Annotated in this window: 18 protein-coding genes; 11 read left to right on the plus strand and 7 right to left on the minus strand. The window is 45.6% G+C overall.

The window, feature by feature from the left end:
- The first annotated feature begins 553 nt into the window (after positions 1 to 553).
- The 7 genes from BLU97_RS05885 to BLU97_RS05915 all read left to right on the plus strand — a co-directional run bounded on the left by BLU97_RS05885 (position 554) and on the right by BLU97_RS05915 (position 8375).
- A complete protein-coding gene (locus BLU97_RS05885) occupies positions 554 to 1780 on the plus strand; it encodes a sel1 repeat family protein (protein ID WP_175456311.1) in 1227 nt (408 codons plus the stop codon).
- Positions 1781 to 1791: 11 nt separating this feature from the next.
- Positions 1792 to 3630, plus strand: a complete 1839-nt coding sequence (locus BLU97_RS05890) for an HU family DNA-binding protein (RefSeq protein ID WP_074760677.1) — start codon at positions 1792 to 1794, stop codon at positions 3628 to 3630.
- A 6-nt stretch (positions 3631 to 3636) separates the two neighbouring features.
- Positions 3637 to 5481, plus strand: a complete 1845-nt coding sequence (locus BLU97_RS05895; protein WP_074760678.1) for an AAA domain-containing protein — start codon at positions 3637 to 3639, stop codon at positions 5479 to 5481.
- A gap of 16 nt (positions 5482 to 5497) precedes the next feature.
- Positions 5498 to 6703: a hypothetical protein gene (locus tag BLU97_RS15640; protein WP_139208862.1), complete on the plus strand. Its 1206-nt coding sequence runs from the start codon at positions 5498 to 5500 to the stop codon at positions 6701 to 6703.
- A 108-nt stretch (positions 6704 to 6811) separates the two neighbouring features.
- A complete protein-coding gene (locus BLU97_RS05905) occupies positions 6812 to 7093 on the plus strand; it encodes a hypothetical protein (protein WP_074760679.1) in 282 nt (93 codons plus the stop codon).
- Between the two features lie 11 nt (positions 7094 to 7104).
- Positions 7105 to 7488, plus strand: a complete 384-nt coding sequence (locus BLU97_RS05910; protein WP_074760680.1) for a DUF3127 domain-containing protein — start codon at positions 7105 to 7107, stop codon at positions 7486 to 7488.
- 5 nt (positions 7489 to 7493) lie between these two features.
- Complete coding sequence (locus BLU97_RS05915) at positions 7494 to 8375, plus strand: DnaB-like helicase C-terminal domain-containing protein (RefSeq protein WP_074760681.1); 882 nt, start codon at positions 7494 to 7496, stop codon at positions 8373 to 8375.
- A 532-nt stretch (positions 8376 to 8907) separates the two neighbouring features.
- Here BLU97_RS05915 and BLU97_RS05920 read toward each other — a convergent pair.
- From BLU97_RS05920 to BLU97_RS05930, 3 genes are all read right to left on the minus strand, one after another.
- A complete protein-coding gene (locus tag BLU97_RS05920; RefSeq protein WP_074760682.1) occupies positions 8908 to 9231 on the minus strand; it encodes a type II toxin-antitoxin system RelE/ParE family toxin in 324 nt (107 codons plus the stop codon).
- Positions 9219 to 9494 (minus strand): hypothetical protein, encoded by a 276-nt coding sequence (locus BLU97_RS05925; RefSeq protein ID WP_074760683.1) that lies wholly within the window; start codon positions 9492 to 9494, stop codon positions 9219 to 9221. The genes BLU97_RS05920 and BLU97_RS05925 overlap by 13 nt, the downstream gene beginning before the upstream one ends.
- Before the next feature lie 186 nt (positions 9495 to 9680).
- Positions 9681 to 11231 (minus strand): Ig-like domain-containing protein, encoded by a 1551-nt coding sequence (locus BLU97_RS05930; RefSeq protein ID WP_074760684.1) that lies wholly within the window; start codon positions 11229 to 11231, stop codon positions 9681 to 9683.
- 167 nt (positions 11232 to 11398) lie between these two features.
- Here BLU97_RS05930 and BLU97_RS05935 point away from each other — a divergent pair, with 167 nt between their 5' ends.
- Entirely contained in the window at positions 11399 to 12037 is a 639-nt protein-coding gene (locus BLU97_RS05935) for a hypothetical protein (RefSeq protein ID WP_074760685.1), read from the plus strand.
- Positions 12038 to 12097: 60 nt separating this feature from the next.
- Here BLU97_RS05935 and BLU97_RS05940 read toward each other — a convergent pair whose 3' ends face one another.
- The 4 genes from BLU97_RS05940 to BLU97_RS05955 all read right to left on the minus strand — a co-directional run bounded on the left by BLU97_RS05940 (position 12098) and on the right by BLU97_RS05955 (position 17529).
- Complete coding sequence (locus BLU97_RS05940; protein WP_074760686.1) at positions 12098 to 14233, minus strand: peptidylprolyl isomerase; 2136 nt, start codon at positions 14231 to 14233, stop codon at positions 12098 to 12100.
- Between the two features lie 92 nt (positions 14234 to 14325).
- Positions 14326 to 15603 carry a hemolysin family protein gene (locus tag BLU97_RS05945; protein WP_074760687.1) on the minus strand — a complete coding sequence of 426 codons (1278 nt, stop codon included), beginning with the start codon at positions 15601 to 15603 and terminating at the stop codon, positions 14326 to 14328.
- A gap of 1 nt (position 15604) precedes the next feature.
- A complete protein-coding gene (lptC, locus tag BLU97_RS05950) occupies positions 15605 to 16270 on the minus strand; it encodes an LPS export ABC transporter periplasmic protein LptC (protein ID WP_074760688.1) in 666 nt (221 codons plus the stop codon).
- Complete coding sequence (locus tag BLU97_RS05955; protein ID WP_074760689.1) at positions 16243 to 17529, minus strand: hypothetical protein; 1287 nt, start codon at positions 17527 to 17529, stop codon at positions 16243 to 16245. The genes lptC and BLU97_RS05955 overlap by 28 nt, the downstream gene beginning before the upstream one ends.
- Positions 17530 to 17647: 118 nt before the next feature.
- Here BLU97_RS05955 and BLU97_RS05960 point away from each other — a divergent pair, with 118 nt between their 5' ends.
- From BLU97_RS05960 to secA, 3 genes are all read left to right on the plus strand, one after another.
- Entirely contained in the window at positions 17648 to 18829 is a 1182-nt protein-coding gene (locus BLU97_RS05960) for a DUF4105 domain-containing protein (protein WP_175456312.1), read from the plus strand.
- Complete coding sequence (locus tag BLU97_RS05965; protein ID WP_074760690.1) at positions 18826 to 19989, plus strand: hypothetical protein; 1164 nt, start codon at positions 18826 to 18828, stop codon at positions 19987 to 19989. Before BLU97_RS05960 ends, BLU97_RS05965 begins: the two co-directional genes overlap by 4 nt.
- Positions 19990 to 20082: 93 nt before the next feature.
- Positions 20083 to 23475: a preprotein translocase subunit SecA gene (gene secA, locus BLU97_RS05970; RefSeq protein ID WP_074760691.1), complete on the plus strand. Its 3393-nt coding sequence runs from the start codon at positions 20083 to 20085 to the stop codon at positions 23473 to 23475.
- Positions 23476 to 23482: the final 7 nt, after the last annotated feature.

Raw genomic sequence — 23482 nt, forward strand, 5'->3', positions numbered from 1 at the left:
TATTGCAAATAGGTGTTGCAATTGTGTTGCAGATAAAAAAACGCCGCATATTTGCAACACCCAATCCCCCCCCCTTCAGCGCCTCCGCGCATCCCCTTTTACCCTAACACTAACCCCGCTCTACCATGATAGTAAAGCGGGGTTAGTGTGATTGAGCGGGAGTTTTAGATATTCTCAGCAGCACGACGGATACGATTAAAATGTCTGTCGAGCTTGCTCATCAGAAAGCAGACATGCATCTTTATGTGGCACTCCACAGAAAAGTGCGTATTAGGCTACACCCTTCTATAGAAACGAATTGTGGTATTGCTAACATTTTGAATGAAAGTTTACCTAATGTGGCAAGTATAAGATTATTTCCATGATTAACAAGCCTTGCAAATGAGACTTTTTTATATAAAACTTGCTATTATCAAAAAAAGTATGTATATTTGCACTCATGAATTCTAATGACCAGAATATCACATACACCTTTTATAGATTGGGGCCAAGTTTTATTACGTGGTTCTATCCAATAGACCAAACCCCTATCGAAAAGGAAATACTTGATCCTATGGGTCAGATAGGCACTGAGGATTTTGAAGATTTCCCTGGTGCAATAGAGCATTTGAATCCCTTTGATCCTAAATGGTTCCTCAAAGAGGAGAATGAATTAGTCTGCCAGCTCCTAATTGAAAACTTGGTTTACCTATCAGATGTTTTTGGTATGAATGGAGCCTATTCGATGCAAGCAGCACTTGCTAAAGATCCAGATGAAAGCATCTTCCGTTACAGACTTGGAGCAATTGGGGGTAGCCCAGAGTGTATGGTAGGCTATGGTCAGATGATGTGCAGAAAAGGATATGTTACTGATGGATGGGAGTGGATAGAGAAAGGTGCAGAAAAGGGCTGCGAGATGGGAATGCTGCTTGCTGCTATCTCCTATCAGTATGGCACGATGTCAGCCATTGACTACGAGAAAGCTGCATATTTCTATCGTCGTGCCATTAAGGAGTTTCATAGTTTTTACGCCTTCATGAATTACGGCGTGATGTTCATTGAAGCCAACTGTTGTCATTCGGCTCTCTATACATTAGGGCATGCGATGAAGCAGAAAGAACGTTATGAAAGACTTCTGAAAGATAAAGACGCCACTAATCTGCTCACTAATTACAAATCATGTGAAGCATTACTTCAATTCCCTTATGAGGAACGCCCTAAGCATATTGCCATAGAGTATCATGCGCCAGAGCTTGATAGCCAATACTGTTACAAAGGCGAAGCGCCCAAGACGATAGGAGCTAATGGGGAGAAACCACAGCCTTGGTGTCCTGAAGACAAGAGGCTTGTTCCTACTGACGTTGAGGAACGTGATAGCTATCAGGCAAAGATAAAGGGAAGGGAAGTTATGATGGAGATCGATGAGAAGTATCGCATATACCTGAAGTATGATGACGGAACACCAATTTCAGAAGTCAAAATGCCAGCCTTGCCCAAGGCCCTATATTTCGTATTCCTCAATCATCCTGAGGGTTTTCCCTTAAAGCATCTTATCGATTATCGTGAGGAATTACTCTTGTGGTATCGTCGCCTCTCAAATCGCACCTCTCTTGATAAAAGTATCGACGATTTAATTGATCCTACTAATAATTCTGCAAATGAGAAGATATCTCGTATACGCGAAGCTTTTGATAAAGCTTTTGCAAATATCAATTTGTCTCCGAAATCTTTCATCCCAACTGGTTCCAAGGGAGAAACATTTATAGTATCAATTGGTGGGAATAATGTAATTTGGTTATAATCTGATGACATATGAGAGAAGAAAACAGAAAAGTGAACAAAAAAAAATTATCGGAGTATATTGCAGAATCAGCGAATATCTCTCAGAAAAAGGCGAAAACTGTTTTAAACAAAATTTTGTCTTTAATTAAAGAAGAACTTGTTGATAGCAAGAAATCTTCTCTGCCCCAAATAGGTTCTTTTATTGTCAAAGAAAAGAAAGGAAGAAGATATAAGAACATTAGAACTGGAGACATCAAGTATTCGCTACCAAGACCGGCTATTGTGTTTCGGCCCAGTTCCTCACTTTTGAACATTCTCAATATAAAGGAAACTGTAACCCCCAAAACCACTGCGAATAAACCTACAGAAAAGAAGACACCATATTATATAGAAGATGGAACAGGCTGCAAGGTTTATTATTCGAAGCCAAATCCGGAACAAACAGATAATTTAAATATTAATTTCTCGCCAATACATTCATTAGTTAATGAGAAGGACTTCCCCATTGTATTAATGCCTCAGAAAAACTCATACTTGAAACTACCACGTGAAGGAAGATCAGATGCGAGGGGATATAAAGAAAAGGATTTTCTCAATGAACTTCAAAAAGCCGATTTGCCTATATCCATTAGTGTTGATAAACATTTGTCCATATTAGGAAGAACTTTACCGTACGAACCTGATTTTGTATTATACGATAAAGGCTTAAACTTATATATTGACGTCGAAATCGATGAGCCTTACGATGGATATTCAAGGACACCAACTCATATTTCAAATGGTACAGATAGAATTAGAGACCAGTTCTTTATTGATAGCGGTTGGGTAGTCATACGGTTTTCAGAGCATCAAATCCACACAAATCCAACGGGTTGTGTATCGACAATCAGGTATATCGTTGACTCATTGCGAGATAATGTGCACAATGCCAAGATGTCCAATAGTGTTGTTCATGAAGAAAAATGGGATTCTGTTCAGGCCATCATTTGGGAAAGGAATCTATATCGTGAAAATTATTTAGGAATACAATCATTTGAGAAGATTATTCGTAATCTTAAGGTCATCTGTTTGGATAAATCAGATAAGATTGAGACCAATTTGTCAAGACCCTCAATACACGAAAATTTAACGAAGCCAAAGAGTAATAATAAAAATCAGATTCAATTTGACGATAGAAATCACACCTATTATCCCAAGAAGGATCCTAGTGGCAACTCGGACTATATTTCAGTTACAACACTCATAGAAGAATTCTTTCCTCATTTTGATGTTGATGCATATATCGTAAAGAAAATGCAAGATACTGGGAAAACAAGAGAGGAAATTGAAAAAGAACTACGAGAGCCATCAGAAAGAGGAACAACAATGCATGCAGAGATTGAGAAATGCCTCAAAGGAAAGAGTTATGATGGCAGTTCTCTAGAATTGCAGATGTTCAAGAGGTTTTATGATGATCGTATAATCCCTCAGAAACTTACTTTTGCTGATGCTGAAAAAGTAATTGAATTGCCTGAACATAATATTGCAGGAACCGTTGATGCTCTTTTTAAAAAGTCCAATGGAGATTATGTGATGATTGATTGGAAGAGAAGTAAGCATTTGATTATTGATGGCTATCCTAGAAAATATGGGTTCGGAAGAGGCTTATCTGTTCTGTCTCACTTAGATAATTCCAGTTATTACAAATATGAGATGCAACAGAGTTTTTATAAGTATATCCTTGAAAAAAGATATAACATGACAATATCATCCATGATATTAGTTGTTTTATATCCAACATACGATAACTATTTCACTATTAAACTTTCTAATTATAGAGAGAAAGAAGTCAAAGAGATAATAGAAATACATGACAGAATGCTAAAATAAGAAAATATGGAACTAATTCAGAATTTATCAAATGCTATTGACCTTCAGCAAAAAAGACAAGATGAAGATTATTCGGAAATGGTAGCAAAGCCATTAGCTGAACGAGTTGCCAAGGGTCACACCTTGACAAATCTCTCAATTAGCAAGATCGACTTTTATGATGGGATGCCAAATAGTTTCTGCCCACCGGTTTTTGGTAATCAAAAATTTATAGATAGAATTTATATTCATTGCAAAAATAATTGCTCTAGGTATAGAGAAGGAACCGCCCTTATGTTCAGCAATGGAAATCTTAATTTTAAGATGGAACTGGAAACAGATAAGATTGATGATTTCATTTTGCATTCTGGCGACTTTGATGTTAAAAACAATATTTTAGATAGCACCAACTATCCCAAATCTGGGTGGGAGCTGAATGCTGTAAACCAAAATATAACCCAGAGATTGCTTAAAGCATCATGGCAACGTTTATATGACAATCCAGAATTGGCAAAGAAAATGGAAATGATGCTTAATGGGAATCTTTATAACGGTTACGATTCTCTTTCATTCTCCAGAGGAGATTTAAATGATTCACAAAATACAGCAGTAAGAAAGGCCTTAGGTTGCTCTCATTTCAGTATTATTCAAGGCCCTCCGGGAACAGGAAAGACATACACAATAGCGAAGTTGTGTGCAAAATTAGTAGAGCAAGGACTAAAAGTGTTTATTACAGGGCCAACACACACAGCCATAAATAATTGCTTGATTGCTGTTGCAAAGGATCTAAAAGATAAATCAAAAATCGTCAAGATTGGCGAGAAATATCAAGCTGCCGAAATTCTTGATAATCCATGGATCACAAGGAAGACAAGATTATCATATTATAGTTATGTGGGGAATAATAATTTCAGCCAAATGGGCTTTGTCATTGGTGCCACTCCTTTTGCTTTGTGTTTTCCTGCTGCAAAAAAGTTAGAGGCTTGGAACTTTGATTATATTATTATTGATGAGGCTGCTCAAGTAAGTATGCCTTTAGCGCTGGCTGCTATGACATCCGGAAAGAAGGTTATATTTGTAGGCGACCATATGCAACTTGATCCTATCATACCTAAAAATACGGATAATTGGTTATTTGGATCCAGCGTTTTTAAGAGAATGGTAGATTTGTATCCTGATCAAGTCGTCCTATTAAACCAGTCATATAGACTAAATAAAAACTTGATAGATATACCAAATCAGTTGTTTTATGCTGGTAAGATTAGTTCATGTTGCCCTATCAAAGATGATTTTAAAGACTTTTTATGCAGAAGTCATCCGGAAATAATAAATCATTCCTCAAATGAGTTGCTAATCATTCATCATGACTTTGGTGCATTGGGACGTTCTCCCTTTGAAGCAGAGATGATTGCCGATATGGTTCTGGATTTGCTTTATAATGGTGTCAATCTTGATCATATTGGTATTATTAGTCCATATCGAGCACAAATACGTGAAATAAAAAGGGCTCTTGTTGAAAAGAATGTTTTGAATGAAGATAATCTGGATTCTATTTTTGTTGATACTGTTGAAAGAATGCAGGGACAGGAAAAGGATTATATCTTCTTCAGCCTAGCCAACTGCAATCCTGAAGAAGTTGAAGATCGTCTGGATTTCTTCTATAGCCCTAACAGATTGAATGTGGCTATTACTCGTGCTCACATAAAATGCATAACTCTGACGAATGAAAAAATCTTCAAGATTTGTAGAGAACGAATAGGACTACCTGGCATTCCTGAAGATTTGAAAAAAGGAATGAAAGCATTTCTTGACTTTGAGGAACTATCTACAAAGATAGAAATTGAGGATGAAAATGTAACAACTGGATGGTAAAATAATTTAGAGTTATATGAGTGTAGTCTCTTATTATTACGAAGATTTAGGCCTTTCCTGCCTATGGTGTAAGATGAATTTGCGTGCAGAAACGAGTTCTGACACGGGTGTACCCTGCGATTTCAAATGGGCACAAAGATATGCAAATTTTGAAGATGAAAGGAATAGAGAGTGGACTACGTCGGAAATGACGCTAAGTGCTTTCGTTGCTCTTCACGGCCAGTGTAAACCTATGCAGTTTACCACCTTGCAGGGTGTTGTTAGGCATAGTATTGATGCAGAGGATGGCGCATCTGCTTTGTTTAGTATAGAACTGGAAGGTATATTAATAGAGTCGAAAGTAAATGGGGATAGATTTCAAGTTGATCAAAGCAGGCTAAAAATTCGCGGCTATAAGAACAAGCATACCATGACCGAATCTTTTCTGGCTTACTATAATAGTAAAGCTGACCAAAACGCCATAGCACATGATGGCGCTATAGGCTTACCTTCGTTAGCTGAATGGAAAGAACTTTTTGATAAGTGTATTTGGGAATGGGGAACGTTGATTGGCTTGAATGGTTACAAAATTACTGGTCCAAATGGTCATCATATATTTCTTCCTGCACTAGGCCATGTAATCGATGAAAAGAGATGCGAATTTAATCTGATTGGGGAATATTGGGTAAATGATTTCACAACCATTAAATTCACTAAGGATGAAAAATATATCGATGTTGGAGATACATTATCAAGATATTCTAGATTTGTATACCGCGATTTTGTCGAAACTAAGAGACCTTATGCAAAACCAATTGAGAGATTGAAAACAAAAGTGGGCGATCAGGCTCTGGAGGAGATAACATTTGTATCAACAAGGCATCAACGCTATGAATGTGAAATACCCGTGATGGGAATCCAAAACTGCATCAGAATCATCAGTGTGTTGAAGAATACAGATGGCTGTGAAGGTTATATGATAAACCCTGGTGACGGATATATCGTAAGAATTTTCAATAATGATACTGGACGGCCAAACATGTCTGATAAGCCAATGAGGTTAATTAGAAAAACAACTGAAATTGTAGAACTGCGTGGCTTCCCTATAAAAGCTATGTCACCTTTCGGATGGCAAGAAGTAGATAATAGTTGCTATGGTATAACTATACACTATCAAAATCAGCAAATCGTAGAATGCAATTTCTATATGTACGATCGAGGTGTACGAATAGAATATATGTAAGCTTCCTAAAATCTATATGATTTGCAAGCCTTGCAAATAAAAAACGCTTGGTGGCTTCTATTATTTGTAGTATCTTTGCCGCAACAAAACATTAAATAGTAGAACAATATGGCAGCGTATTTTGATTTTGTATGCAAAAAATGCGGATGGGCAATAACAGCCCCTGCAGAGGGAGGTGATGTTAATATGGATAGTTTCGTAGTCTATTTCAAATGTCTTGATTGCAAGAAAGTCTTCGGTCGATGTTATGATATGGGAGTTGTTTACGTGGAACCAGGAACCTGCACAAAATGCGGAAGTACCCATACGATTGAATGGAAGCCTTCTGATGGTTGCCCAGAATGTGGTGGTGAACTTGAAAATCAAGGTGTTTTGTGTTGGGAAGATTAATCAGATAGAATATGGAATTAACTGGAAGAATAATTGTCGTACAAGAGGCAAAAAGTGGTACATCATCAAAGACGGGTAACCCATGGATGATGCAAGAGTATGTTATAGAAGTGCCAGGGCAATATCCAAGGCATTGTGCATTTACAGTGTTTGGTGAGGATAGGATTAAGCAGTTGAATATCCAAATGGGTGAAGACCTGACTGTTCAATTCGATATCGATGCCAGAGAGTATAACGCTAAATGGTATAATGACTTTAGGGCATATAATGTGATACGAGGGCAGCAGATTCCACAGCCAGTACAGCCTGCGAAAGCTGATTTACCATTCTATCCAAATAATGAATCTTTCCCATTTCAAGAGAATGGTGATGACGGAGGTGATTTGCCTTTTTAAAGCCCATGGAAATAGAAAATACTCATATAAGTAAAGTGATGGGCGGATATCGTGAGACTACTGGCAAAGACATCATTGCAACGGGCATTGCCGAATTAGACAAGCAGATTGAAGGCTTTGGGATGGGTGAACTTGTAACATTGCTGGGATATCCTGGTGATGACAAAATGAATGCAGCCATTCGTATTATGAGTTATCAGGCTGTTGATAATGGCAACTCGTCTGCTTACTTTTGCACAAGGGAAACTCCAGAGATTATCGCTCGCAGACTATTATGTTATCGTTGTAGTACGCTACCTAATCGGATGCTTGAATATGAAATGTTAGGTGAACCGCATGAATGGAAACAATGGATGGATGAAAACAAGCAAAAAGTGCAAACATCGCCAGTATATTTGTACCCAAACGAGCGTTTGTCTATTGATGATATTTGCGAGCAATGCTGTTTGTATGCCAAGAGTGGTGTAAAAGTATTTTATATATATATCGACAATGAAGCCATTAAGGATAATGCAGTATGCAAACTAAAAGCGTTAGTCAGCAGGTTATATATTGCTATTGTACTTATGATAGATGTGATAGGAACGCGTTATGGTATTGACGATCAACAACCTTGCCTCCAAGACTTGTCTTGGTGTCAATTAGACGAATATAGCGATATGGTTATCGGATTCTTGAACTGCGACTCTTTTGGCTATGTCAGTGAAGAGGGTATAGATATAAAAGGAAAGATGAGAATCAAGGTGGTAAAGGACAGGCACAACAAGCAACACGCCCATTTCTATCTCAATTACTTGGGGTTTATTATGAAACAGTTTGCAGAGCCACCGACTATATCTGATTCTTCTAGACAAATAATAGAAGATTTTTACACTCCTTTTGAATGAGAATTGTAAAGAACGCCCTTTGTAATAGCATAATTCATGAAGGTGCAAGATATAATAGAATTAAAAGTTCTGTATTCGACAAATTATTATGGTAATAGGACGTAGCCTAATACGCACTTTTCTGGCTGGTGCCACAAAAGATGCCGCAGTTAGTTCAAGAGCGTTGAGCAAACTCGAAAGAAAAAGATGTGAATAGATTTGATTCTTTCGAGAAGAATGATTACCTTTGCACCCGATGATGAGCCATAGTACGGCTGGTGGCTCACCGTCGGGTGTTCTTTGATGCAAATCATAGCAAAATGTGGAATTGAGTACGGTCTCCAATTCGTAACCCAGTTTTTCCTCAATCCCCTAGACTGCCTTTATACAAAGAAAAGCAAGAATTTTTTCCAAAGTTAGTACAATAATTTGTATTACCAAAAATTTACTACATTTATTTGTAGTAACGACAATTTTTTAATATATAGACCTAAAAATAACACAATCCCCGCTTTACCATGATAGTAAAGCGGGGTTAGTATTAGTGGGGATGTTATTTTATTCTTAAAATAAGCGTTTCGGGGTTCATCCTTACGTCCCAGATATCAACTACATGTACTGTGTCTGCTGCTTCGTCGTAGTAATGAATAAGTTTAAAACGGCGATTCATAAGATGTCTACGACGATACAATACCGATTCGTTGGCCAACAGTTCTTCGGGGGGATATGATTCGGGGAATAACTTTACACGCTCTTCAAAAGCGGCTATTTCTGTTTTCCAACGTAAGGCTGTTGATTTTCCGAATTCTAAGTATGCATAGTTAATGTGCTTATCAAGCAGAATCAGCACATTTTCGTGCCAGATTATCTTAGCCATGGGTGTTTTTTCGAAAGGCGGTTCCACATCTGTTCCGACGTTGCCCATTTACTGGGATCGTTGCGATCCTCCCATGCCTGATTAATTCTGGCTTTAGCTTCGTCAATGTTCTTAGCTCCGAATACGGGTATGCTATCCCAATTCAGATCATCAATCTCGTCGTGTACATAATGCACACCGTCATGATGCTGAGTAGCTAATTCTGCAGCGGGTTCGCTGGCAGTTTGGCATTTAGTTTCTATGTCTTTTATGTCTTCACTCATTTTTTTATGCTGTTGAGTTATCTTTCGTGTGCAAATATACGATTAAGTATGCAAACTACAAAATAAATCTCGATTTTTTTTAGTTTCTGCCGAAACTAGCACCCCCGCTTTAGGGGGATGGGTAAAGCGGGGGTGATGGTATTGGGTGGGCCATCTTGATGGGGGGATGGCTGGGGATTAGGGGGCTTAGTTCAGCTTCCAGGTATTGGTGCCTGCGCCGGTGAGAGTGAGGCCAGTCTGGCCTGTGCCATCCCAACTCTTACTTGTAACGGTTGCCCCGCCAATGATTATATCGCCAGTGCTATTTGTGTCCATGGTCCCTTTGCCTATCGGCCAAGCAAAATTGCTGTTTGTTGTAGCCTTTACTTGGGTAATGTCTGATGTGATGGTGATACTGCCGAAGGCACTCTGGAATCCGCTACCGATGCCCGCGCCTTCACCAGCGGAGCTAGCATCAACAGTGCCGCCGCTGATGATAATGTTACCGCATAAGGAGTTTTTTTTACCACTACCGATACCAGCGCCATCACCATCGGAGCTAGCTTTAACAATGCCGCCGCTGATGATGATGTTACCGCATAAGGAGTTTGATTCACCACAACCGATACCTACGCCATCACTACTGGCGCTAGCATCAACAGTGCCGCCATTGATGGTGATAGCACCGCATGAGGAGTTAGCGGAAGCGCTGCCGATGCCAGCACCCAAGCCGGTGGTGGCTTTAATTGTTCCGCCGTTGATAGTGATATCGCCACATGGGGAGTCAACGTTAGCGCATCCGATACCTGCTGCCCAGTGGCCGCCGGTTGCTGTGAGCGAGCCTGTGCCATCGATGGTGAGTGTTTTACCAGTGGGACCAGCCTGGATACCTGGATAATCACTGAAAAAGGTTTTTATAGTGTTGGTGCCTGTGATGGTGATGGTGGCATTGCCCAGGCAGGTAAGGCCTGCCCATTGGTTTACACCAATGCCATTGATGGTGGCATCCTTTAGCTCTACGTTGGCATTGGCTGCAATGCAAATTTTATAACTGCCTGCAAGGGTGCCTGTGAGGATATAATTATCTTTAGCGGTGAAATCGGATGTAAGCGTTGATAGATCTATGGTTCGATATACCTTTAGCGTGTATTCTACTGTCTTTTTTTCGTATGCGTAATCGTCGGTATCGGCGGTGGTGGCGGTGATGATTGCTGTACCGCCATCGATGATGTTTACATTGCCATTGGCATCAACAGTTGCCACATTTGTATTACTTGATGTATATATAACCGTTCCATCGCCTACGATGGTGAGTGGGATGGTAAAGGCACCATCGCCATAATTCTTTATAACGTTGTTGGCAGTAGCAAAGCTGATGCTGCCATCATTCTTGCTAACTGTTACCTCTACCGTGGTGGTGTTTTCGCTGAAGATTTCGGTGCGGTAGTAGTCGTCCTCGCCTTGGGCCTTGATGGTGATCTTAGTAGTGCCGGCGCCGACGGCGGTGATGAGGCCGTTGGCATCAACGGTGGCCACGGCAGGGTTCTCGGATGAGTAGAGCAGTACCACATGATCTTGTGAATAGGCACGCAGAGGCTTGCTCTCGCCAACTTTCATAGTTACCTGGGCTTTTAACACCTGTATGGTTGGGGTTACAGGTCTGTCTAACCAGGCAAAAAACTCTTCGCAACTGGTCATCATCAGGGGCAACGTGAGCATCATACCCCACCCCAAAATCTGTCGGATAATACGTTTCATGTTGAAATTTAGTAATATCGTTATTAGTTAATTAATTATGCGTGCAAATTTACGAAATAGTTGATAATCAGCCAAATAAAATCGGGAAAAAGTTTGGCAGTTTGGCAATTTTTTTGTATCTTTGCAATGGTAATAATACCACAAAACACATTTAAAAACACACAATTATGGCAACAAACGAAATTAAGTTGGGCATCAACTTGCGCCAGAACAAGAATGCCCGCAACACGGGGTACGGTAAGTACTATCCCGAAATCGACACGCAGACCACACTCTCGCTGCGAGGCTTTGCCAAGCACATGAGCGATCATGGTTCTATCTATTCGCTCGACATCATCGAGGGCGTGTTGAAGAAAATCACCCAGTGCCTGCCCGAACTGATCAGTCAGGGCGTGCCAGTACGCATGGAGCCCCTGGGCACATTCCTGCCCACCTGCGATGTTGAAAAGCCTATCCTGAGCATCGCGGCCATGGAAAATGCCGATCCCAACGAGGTGGTAAAGGGCGTGCACATCCGCTTTCTGCCCTACGGCGTTGAGAACGACAACATTACCTCGCGCCGTTTTAAGCAGGAGTACTGTTCGCTCGAGTTCCGCAACATTGTGGATACGGTTAAGGTTACCGTGGATGGCAAGGAGAAGAAGGTTACTACCCTGAAGCCTATCGCCACAGCGATAGCCGAGTTTAAGTCGGGGCAGGAAGCCAGCGCGCCATCAACAGGCGGTAGTAGTCAGCCGTCAACTGGCGGTGGTAACACCGGTGGTGGCAACGGCGGCGGCGACGACGATGAGTCGTACGGCGATTAAAGAAAAAGGCCGGGAGCTTAATTGCTCTCGGCCCTAACATAATTATGTAAAAAATGTATTTTAGAAGAACAAGTAGCGGTTATCTACCACACCAGCCTTCTGATACAATTCCTGCATGAAGATGCGAGCAGCCTGAGTGGCCTGCATCTGGAGCTGAGCCTCGGTCTGAGCAGCGTCGAACTTAGCGCCGGCGCGGTTGCTCTTCTTAACTACCTTGAACAGGTAAGCACCACCGTTACCCTTAACCACCTTCTTGCTGAACTCGCCAGCCTTAGCAGCTGCAACGGCACCAGCCAGAGCGGGCTCTGAAGCACCTGTGGCCTGTACGAATACAGGAGCCGAGAATGTGATCTGGTTTACAGAGTCGATGCGAGCACCCTTAGCCTTAGCTGCAGCCAGGTCGTTAACACCGGCCAGCTTAGCCTTGATCTGTTCGAACTTCTTATCGCGGATAACCTCGGCCTTAAGAACCTCCTTCAGGCTGCTCATATCGCGGTAGCCTACAGGGTTGATCTTGGTGAGGGCTACAACCAGCAGGTGGTCGTTGTTACCGCACTCGTACAGTGGGCTAACCTCGCCTGGCTTAGCGTCGAAGATCCACTTCATAGTCTCACGGGTAGAACGCAGGTTAGCTACGTTGTGCTCGTAGTTGAACAGATCCTGACGTGGAGTAACCTTGAAACCGAACTTGCCGGCGTTCTTCTCCATATCCTCGATAGTCTTGTTCTCGCTTACAAACTGGCTGAACTTGTTGTAAGCCTCAGAGTATGTCTGCTTAGAGAAATCGATAGTGTGCTTGATAACAGCTGCATCGTACTTATCAACCATAGCCTTGCGAGCGGTAACCTGCAGGATGATGTTGCCCTGAGTAAACTCGAGGTTCTTAACATCGTTTACAGCCAGGTTGTTGATAGCTGCGAGGTAGTTCTTCGACTCCTCGTCGATTGAGTTGCTGTTCTCGTACATAGCTGATGTGAGCCACTGCTTGGCACCAGTCTGACCGTACTTCTGAGCCATCTGCTCGAAGTCGGCACCAGCCTTCAGGGCTGTGTAGATGCTGTCGGCAGTCTTCTTAGCGGCCTCTACAGTAGCACCGCCCACCTGAATCTGGCGATACTCGATAGAGTCAGGAGCCTGAGTCTTGGCAATCAGCTTAACAACGTTCAGAGTGTTATCGAAAGCGGTCTCGAATACAGCTGAAGTCTGACCTACAGCCATTGAGTCGAGCTTAGCAGCGATGTCAGAAGGATAAGCGCGCTTGGTAGCAGCCATGCCAGTGTAGGCGAACTGCGACTGAGCCTTGCGAGCCACCTCGGCAGCGTTAGCACCGCTCTGCAGCTTGGTAGCTGCGTCGGTCATAGTCTTCATCAGCTCCTTGCGGTCGGCTGCCGAAGCTACTACCTGGAAGTCAACATACTTAATATCGCGGCTCTCAACGTCCTGCTTAAACATCTCCTTCTCCTCGTCGTACTTAGCCTTCAGATCCTTGTCGTCAACCTTTACATCGTTGTCGTTGATCGAAGAGTAAGCGATCGAAGCCAGCTGGATGTCGCTCTCGGTGTTCTGACCCTCGAAAGCCATCTTAGCCGAGATGGGGTTAGAGAGCAAGCAGTTGCTGAGCAGAGCCTGGTACTTCTGAGCCAGGGTGTTGGTGCGCAGCTGCTTCTCGATGAACTGCCAGTACTTGTAGATGGTCTGGTAGCTCTCAGCCATCTGAGGATTTGAGCCTGCCTTCTTGTAATCGTCCAGGAACTTGGTGAGCATGGTCACGTCGAAACGACCAGTCTGCTGGTTTACGAATGGGCTCTGCATCAACATGGGGTTTGTACCCTCCTTCATGATGTTCTGCAGCTCCTCGTCGGTAACTGTCAAACCGAGCTTCTCTGCCTCGTTGGCAATGATCTGCTCGTTAACGTACTGACTCCAAACCTGATCCTTAATCTGGTTCAGCTCCTCCTCAGAGAAGTTCTCGCGGTTCTGAGTAATCTTCAGAACGTCCTGATACTCATCAACCAGGGCCTGGAAGTCCTGAACATTGATTTTGTTTCCTAACACTTCGCCAATCTGCTGTCGCTGCTGGTTCTTGGTTGCTTCGCAAGAACGGAAAGCTTCCTCAGCAATGAAGGCGAAAAGGCCTAAGCCGATAATGCAAACGAGGGCTACGCCTCTTTTACGGATTTTTCCTAATGCTGCCATAATGTATTTAAATTTTTAATTATTATTCATAAAACGGGTGCAAAATTAATAAATTTGTTCGAAACGACCTAATTTTTTCGTATAAATTTTGGCTATTCGCTTATGTTTAATCGCACCAATTCGATTTTTGTTGCCGTATTCTTGATGATTTTAAACTCGTAGCGGCCCATTTTTACTACCTCGTTCAGTTTGGGGAACGACTGATACTCGTGCAGAATCAGGCCTCCAAGGGTCATGTATTCATCGCTTTCGGGCAGGTCGAGATCAAACATCTCGTTAATCTTAGCTATCTCCAGTCGGGCTGATAGCATGTATTCGTGGTCGCCCAGTTGCTTGGCCACGTGGTTAGTATTGTCGTGCTCGTCTTCAATCTCACCCGTAATCTCCTCCATGATATCCTCGAGCGATACCAGTCCGCTGGTGCCGCCAAACTCATCCACCACCACGGCCAGCGAGCGTTTCTGCTGCATCAGCTGGGTCATCAGCTTCGATGCCAGCATGGTTTCGGGCACAAACGAAATCTCGCGTACCAGCTGGCATTTATCTATCTGTTGCTGATAGTTGGATTTATCCAGTCGGAACATGTCGGATGAATGGATATAACCGATGATATGGTCGATATCCTCGTGATACACCAGTATCTTTGAGTGGCCGCTCTCGATAAACACCTGTCGCAGCTGTTCGATGGTGTCGGTATCCTCTACCGCATCTATCTCGGTACGGGGCACCATACAGTCGCGGATCTTGGTCTCCGAGAAGTCGAGCGCATTCTGGAAAATCTTTACTTCTTCCTCGATTTCATCGTCATTATCGGCGTTATCGATACTGGTCTGAACCAGGTAGTCGAGGTCTACTTTCGTAAACTCCTTTTCCTCGCCGGCGCTCTTCATGCGGATGCCTATCAGGCGCAACAGGCCCTTCGACAGCAGCGTGGCAAAACGCGATATGGGGTAAAGCACCACATAGCATATCCACGCAGGCACGGCAAACACCGTGAGCAATGTGTTAGGATTGTTCTTAAAGATAGATTTGGGCAGAAACTCGCCTGTAAACAGCACTACCAGTGTCGACAGCAGCGTATCGGCCGTTACCCTCATCCCGTCGCTCAGTGGCGCAAACAGCGTGGCGTCGAACAGCTGGGCAAACAGGATACCGTAGATTACCAGTGCGATGTTGTTGCCCACCAGCATGGTAGACACAAAGTTATTGGGGTGCTGGTAGAACACGTGGATGATGCGCTGCGAAAAACGGTTCTTTTCGCGATCCATCTCGGCACGCAGGCGGTTCGACGACACAAAAGCTATCTCCATGCCCGAAAAGAAGGCCGAGAACAGCATCGAAACCAATAGCCAGATAATCGTTGTAGTCATATCATCCGTTCTTTCTATGTTTCTGCAGCTGTGGGCGCAGTGGCAGTACCTGTGTGGTATCGGGCTTGGCGCCTGGTTTCTGAGTGGTGGTATCGGTTTGCTCGCCAGTCATATCCTCGCGCTGGAACGATCCCTTCGAGTTGCTGACGGTATAGTGCGTCATGTGCTCGTCCGACAGGAAATAAGTGCCCTCCATGCTGCGTTCGGGGGTGGTAACCCTCGAGAACACGTTAGAGTACAGTTCGTGGCGCATACCGTCCCAAAACAGCTCCTCGCTCTCAAACAGCAATCCGTTAATGTTACGAATGCGTACGCGTCCGCGCAGGTGCCACAGTTTCTTCTGGTCGTAATACTTGGCTGAGTCGGCCTGGATATAGGCCTCTACGTGGAATTTCTCGTCGAACTGCTCGAAGAAAACGCCTTTTTCGAACAGCCAGTACGAGGGATTCTTAACCGTGTTCACATCCCAGCGCTCGGTTACAATCTTGTATTTGATCACGCCGCTGTCGCTAATCAGCGTGTTAACGCCATACGACGTCATTACCGACACCGAATCGCGGTCGTGTATAGCGGCTGCCGTATGCTCGTGCACCTCGGTACAGCCGCCTAGAATCATTGCTGCAAACGCGGCTACGGCTATTATTCTACCTTCCACTTTGCAAACCATCTCTCGTTGAATGTCAGACCGATGTTCAAACGTAACATCGTTTCCTTGATCATGTTATCAGCCGAACGGTTCACAATCTGTCCGCTGATATTCAGCATCGAGCGACCGTTGTAGCCGTTCATGATGGGGATACCGAAACCAATGCTGGCCGAGAGCTCTTTGGGGCCCTCTTTACCGTTAATATAATAATAAGGTGTGGCCATACCTACGCCCGCACGATAGCGCACGCGCTGCAGGAACTTACGGCCCATGGGGCGTGGTGTCCACTCGGCACCTACGTTAACGCGGTAGTTATCTTTAAGCAATCCCGACTTCAAGGTGTAAGTATTAGCCTGAGAGTCGAACGAAGGATAATCTATGCTACCCCACTTCTGCATGGTAAAGTCGGCACCCATACGGAACTGCTGTCCGTGGTTGTAAGCCAAACCAAAACCAAAGCTGGTAGGAATGCTCAGTGCATCGGCAAGCTTATACAAAGTGGTATCGGCCTTGCTGATAGTAGAGTTGCTGTTGATGACCGAGCACTTGGCATCGGCCTTCAGTGAGTGGCCTGGTGTCCAGGTGGCAGCCAGGGTCACGTTGTCCTGCTTGCTCAGGGGGATTTCGAGCTGCATACCAAGGTCGAGCTTATAGCTGCTGATATCTGATGTGTACAGCATCTGCAGGGCGCTTACGTTGCTGGCGTTGCTACTGCTGGTGATGGTGCGGTTGTAGTCGCCCCAGAAGTACGACAGGTTGGCACCGATGCTCAGGGGCTTGAACAGGCGGATACCGGTACCGATAAACAGCTGGTGGATACCGCCATCGCCCTTGTTGGTGGTAGTCATCTTGGTGATGTTGGCATCGTTCAGATATTCGCTCTGTGAGTAGTTATAGCCGATGTTAGAGTAAGGCAGTACGCCGAAGGTTACACCCACGCCTTTAAAGGCACGGAACTGACCTACCACGTAGTCGAAACCGCCACTCTTACCATTCATTTTCGTACCGTTTTCCTTGTAGTTGGTAATCTGACCCGACAATCCGGCATCGAACAGCATGGTAAGTGAGTCGACAGCCGAATACGATGCGGGGTTCATAGGGTTAACCTCGTTACCGCGACGCATGGCCAGGCCCACGCCGTTCATACCTTTATTAAAACCTACACTCTGATCAGTCAGATCACCTAAGCCGAACTGGCTGTAGGGAGAATTAGTGTTGCTCTGGGCAAAAGCCGATGTCGTCATGGTTGCTAAGACGAAACTGGCGAGAATTTTATTCATATTTAATCTTTTAATTCAGTTGAAAATCTTTTCAGCGTGCAAAATTATCAAAAAAAAACGAAGAAATGGCTTTTTCTTCGAAAATATAAGTTATTTTTGCATCGTGAAACATTTAAAAATGAAAATTAAGAGCCTGCTAACCGCAGCTATCCTGCTGAGTGTCAGCTATATAACGCCAATTTATGCGCAATCGGCAGCAAATGCCGAAAATGGCGCTTTTGTGTCTGTTGAGTCGAATATCGACCCGATGGACTCGGTTGAAGTGAGTTTGCTGACCTGTTCGCCCCACGAAGAGATCTACAGTTTGTACGGTCATTCGGCCATCAGATGGCATCAGGGCGATACCGATCTGGTGTTCAACTGGGGTATGTTCAGTTTCAGTAAGCCCTACTTTGCCCTGCGCTTTGTGTTCGGATTGACAGATTACGAGCTGGCCGCCTACCCCTTTGAGCGTTTCTGGCCCTACTACCAGCAATGGGGCAGCAGCATTACCGAACAGGTACTGAACCTGACCAACGACGAGAAGCGCACCCTGCAGCGCCTGTTGGGCGAAAACCTGCAGGAAGAGAACCGCGTGTATCGCTATAATTTCTTCTATAACAACTGTTCAACCAAACCTAGAGACGTTATCGAGAAAAGTGTTGAGGGACAGGTGGTTTACGAAGAGCGAACCGACTATCAGCCGACCTTCCGCGAGATGGTGCGCGAGTGCAACCGCAACCACCGGTGGTCGAAGTTCGGCAACGATATGCTGCTGGGTGTAAAAGCCGACCTGGCTACCACCCGACAGGAGCAGGAGTTCCTGCCCATGAACCTGATGACCGACTTTGCGCATGCGCAGGTATATAAGGATGGTCAGTATCGTCCGCTTATCAAGGAGCAGCGCCTGCTGGTAGCACCGGGCGTACAGGTCATCGAACAGGACTTTTTCCTCACACCCACCGAAATAGCCGTACTGCTGCTCATCATATCCGTATGTATTGCCCTCTACGAGTGGAAAAGCAATCGCGTCGTGAAATGGTGGGATGTAGCGCTGATGACCGTTCAGGGACTTGTTGGTATCGTGCTTACGGTGATGATATTCTCGCAGCACCCCACTACATCGTTAAATCTGAACCTGCTGCTGTTCAATCCCCTGCCGCTGCTGTTTCTGCCAGCCGTTATCAAGGGCAAGCGCAGTCTGTGGACCAAGCTGCTACTGGTGATGCTGATACTGTACGGACTGGGTGGCATACTGCAGAGCTATTCGGAGGGTATGTGGATTGTGGCACTATGTTTGCTGATACGTTGTAAGAAATGAAGAATAGATATCTATACGTCACGCTGCTTACGATGCTGGCACTCAGCTCGCAAGCGCAGCAACAGAAGGGAGTAAGCCCCCGGCTGGTGGTAAATATTACCATCGACCAGCTGCTGACTGACTATCCCGCTCTGTTCGACGATGGATTAATCTATGAGCAAGGTTTCTATCCCTACAGTCAAGTTGACCTGTCGTCTGCCATTTCGTCAGTCGTTACAGGCACATCGCCATTCTATCACACCATTACGGCCGATAAATGGCTCGACCGTCAGTCGCTGCAAACCGTAGCGGCCACCCCCGATGAAATCGCTGTTTCTACCCTGGCCGACGAACTGAAACTGGCAACCAAGGGCGCTGGCAAGGTATGCGCCGTAGCCGAAAAAAAGGAGACAGCAGCACTTCTTTCGGGTCATAACGTAGATCGTCTGGCATGGAACGATGATAAGCGTAGAGGTTGGGATGCTACCAGCTTGACGGTTAGGGCTTTACAGTTGGTTGTTGAAGAAAGACTTGGACAGGATTCTATCCCCGATCTGCTGTTCCTGCAGTACGAGAAAGAAGATTACCAATCGGCCTTGCAAAAGCTGGTGATTGAGATACAGCGCATGGTTGGCAAGCAGCACGCCCTGTTTGTGCTCACCTCTACCGGCTATCGCGATCTGAATACCGATGAATACGCCAAATATCACATCCCCACGGGTGTATATTATACCAACCGCACTGCCAACCTGCTGAACATGTACCTGGGCGCCCTGTGGGGCCAAGGTAAGTACGTAGAGGGCAGCTACCGAAACCAGCTGTACCTGAATCACCAGCTGTTGGAACAGAAGCGTATCGCCCTGTCCGACGCCACGCAGAAGGCCAAGGAGTTCCTGTTGCAGATGGCAGGCGTAAAGCGTGTAAACACCCATCTGTACGAGGCCCACATGGGCGATCTGCAGGTAGAGCTGGCACCTGGCTGGCAGATGCAGAACGACGACACTCACGAGCAACTTAAAACCAAGCAGCCACTGGCCTGCTTCCCCATTATATTCTATGGTGCCGATATACCCGCACAGAAGGTGCAGGCACCCGTTAGCATAGAGCGTATTGCCCCTACAATTTCGAAGGCAATCCGCATTCGTGCCCCCAATGCATGTATGGCTACACCTCTTTTTTAATAAAAAGGCTTGGTGGTTAAAAAATTTTTTTGTAATTTTGCCGCCGTTTTATAACGACATACATCAACAATAAGTAAAAAATAAAAATTAAATATGAATTTCAACAAGTTATTGAAGTCGCTGTTTGGTGACAAATCCAGCCGCGACATGAAGCTTATCCAGCCACTCGTTGAGCAGGTAAAGGCTGTTTACCCCGAGGTACAGAAGCTGGATAACGATGCACTGCGCCAGCGCACTAAGACACTGCAGCTGCAAGTACAGAACTCTGCCCAGGAGCAGAAAGCCCGTATCGAAGAACTGAAGGCTACAATCGAAAACACCCCTATCGATGAGCGTGCCGATATCTTCGCTCAGATCGATAAGATCGAGAAAGAGGTTCTGGAGATCTACGAGGGAGCACTCAACGAGGTAATGCCCGAGGTATTTGCCATCGTTAAGGAAACAGCACGCCGCTTTGCCGAGAACGAGGAGGTGGTTGTTACAGCTACCGATTTCGACCGCGAGCTGGCTGGCGATCCTAAGAAGGACTTTATTACCATCGATGGCGACAAGGCTATCTACCACAACCACTGGACTGCCGGTGGTAACGACCTGAAGTGGGAAATGGTACACTACGACGTACAGTTGTTTGGTGGTGTTGTACTGCATCAGGGAAAAATTGCCGAGATGGCTACTGGTGAAGGTAAGACCCTGGTGGCTACCCTGCCTGTATTCCTGAACGCACTCACCGGTAACGGTGTACACGTAGTAACCGTGAACGACTATCTGGCTAAGCGTGACTCTGAGTGGATGGGTCCTCTCTATATGTTCCATGGCTTGAGCGTGGATTGTATCGACAAGCATCAGCCTAACTCTGAGGCCCGTCGTAAGGCTTATCAGGCTGATATCACCTTCGGTACCAACAACGAGTTCGGTTTCGACTATCTGCGTGATAACATGGCCACTTCGCCTGCCGACCTGGTACAGCGCGCACATAACTACGCCATCGTCGACGAGGTCGACTCGGTATTGATCGACGATGCCCGTACACCTCTGATCATCTCTGGTCCTATCCCCAAGGGCGACGATCAGATGTTCGAGGAGTATCAGCCATTGGTTGAGAAGCTGGTAGGCGTTCAGCGTCAGTTGGCCACTCAGTATCTGGCCGACGCCAAGACCCTGATTGCCGAGGGTAACAAGCTGATGGAGGCTGGCAACAAAAAAGAGGGCCAGGAGAAGCTGGATGCCGGTTTCCTGTCGCTCTACCGTTCGCACAAGGCCATGCCTAAGAACAAGCCACTGATTAAGTTCCTCTCGGAGGAAGGTATCAAGGCTGGTATGCAGAATACCGAGAACATCTACATGGAGAACAACAACCGCCGCATGCCAGAGTGTGTAGAGCCTCTGTACTTCGTGGTTGAAGAGAAGATGAACTCATGCGACCTGACCGATAAGGGTACTGCCTGGCTGGCTAAGCAGGTAAACGATAACGAGCTGTTTGTGCTGCCCGATATCACTACCGAGCTGTCGGCTCTCGAGGCTGAGACCGGACTCACCGATCAGGAGCGTCTGGATAAGAAGGATGAGCTGATGAGCCACTACGCTGTACAGAGTGAGCGTGTGCACACCCTGCAGCAGCTGCTGAAGGCTTACTGCATGTTTAATAAGGACGACGAGTATGTGGTTATCGACGGCGAGGTGAAGATCGTTGACGAGCAGACTGGTCGTATCATGGAGGGTCGTCGCTGGAGCGACGGACTGCACCAGGCTGTTGAGGCCAAGGAGCACGTAAAGGTAGAGGCTGCCACACAGACATTCGCTACCATCACCCTGCAGAACTACTTCCGTATGTATCACAAACTCTCAGGTATGACCGGTACCGCTTCTACCGAGGCTGGTGAGTTCTGGGATATCTACAAGCTGGATGTGGTTGAGATTCCTACCAACCGTCCAGTAATCCGTAACGACCAGGACGACCGCGTTTACAAGACCGCTCGCGAGAAGTACAAGGCTGTGATCGAGGAGGTAGTAAAAATGAGAAATCAGGGCCGTCCAACACTGATTGGTACCACATCGGTAGAAATATCAGAGTTGCTGAGCCGTATGCTTGATATGTATGTAAATCCTGAGACCGGTAAGCGCGAGGGTATCCCCCACCAGGTGCTGAATGCTAAGCTGCACCAGAAGGAGGCCGACATCGTAGCATTGGCCGGACAGAGCACTAACGGTAAGGGTGCCGTTACCATTGCCACCAACATGGCTGGTCGTGGTACCGATATTAAGCTTTCGCCTGAGGTAAAGGCAGCCGGTGGTCTGGCTATCATCGGTACCGAGCGTCACGAGAGCCGTCGTGTTGACCGTCAGCTGCGTGGTCGTGCCGGACGTCAGGGCGACCCAGGTTCATCAGTATTCTATGTTTCACTCGAGGATAAGCTGATGCGTCTGTTCGCCTCTGAGCGTATCGCTTCGGTGATGGACCGTCTGGGATTCAAGGAAGGCGAGATGATCGAGAGTCCTATGATCTCTAAGAGCATCGAGCGTGCCCAGAAGAAGGTCGAGGAGAACAACTTCGGTATCCGTAAGCGTCTGATCGAGTACGATGATGTGATGAACAAGCAGCGTACCGTGATCTACGAGAAGCGTCGCCACGCCCTGATGGGTGAGCGTATCGGTATGGATATCGCCAACATCATCTGGGACCGTGTAGTAAACATCATCGAGAACTCTACCGATTTCCAGAGCTGTAAGGAGGAATTCCTGCACATCCTCTCGATGGAGGTGCCCTTCAGCAGCGATGAGTATATGAACCAGCCACGCGAGGTACTTACCGAGAATGCCTTCCAGGCTGCCATCGGTAACTTCAACCGCAAAACCGAGCGTATCCAGACTGTAGCCCAGCCTATCATCAAGCAGGTGTACGAGGCTCAGGGACAGATTTATGAGCGCATCTCAGTGCCTTTGACTGATGGCCGTAAGATGTACTACATCCCATGCAACCTTAAGGACGCATACGAGAGCGACTGCAAGAGTATCGTGAAGGAGTTTGAGAAGAGCATCCTGCTGCATATCATCGACGATAGCTGGAAGGAGAATCTGCGCCAGCTTGACGAGCTGAAGCACTCTGTACAGAATGCCAGCTACGAGCAGAAAGACCCACTGCTGATCTTCAAGCTTGAGAGTGCCAAGGTTTGGGACGAGATGATTAACGATATGTACAACCGTATCTGCTCGATCCTTACACGCAGCGGTATCCCCGAGATGCAGCAGCAGGTTCAGGAGGCTGCTCCTGAGCAGCCCACACAGCGCCAGCAGTACGTGGAGAGCAAGCAGAATATCAGCGAGGAGCAGTTGGTTGACCGTAACCAGCAGGCCGCTGCACAGCACGACACACGTGCCCAGCAGAGCCACGAGCCCATCGTAAAGGATAAGCTGCCCGGACGCAACGATCCATGTCCCTGTGGTTCAGGTAAGAAATTCAAGAATTGTCACGGTAAAGGAATAGTATAATACGATT

Origin of the sequence: Xylanibacter ruminicola, from assembly GCF_900107775.1 — a bacterium.
In the GTDB taxonomy this organism is placed as follows: domain Bacteria; phylum Bacteroidota; class Bacteroidia; order Bacteroidales; family Bacteroidaceae; genus Prevotella; species Prevotella ruminicola_C.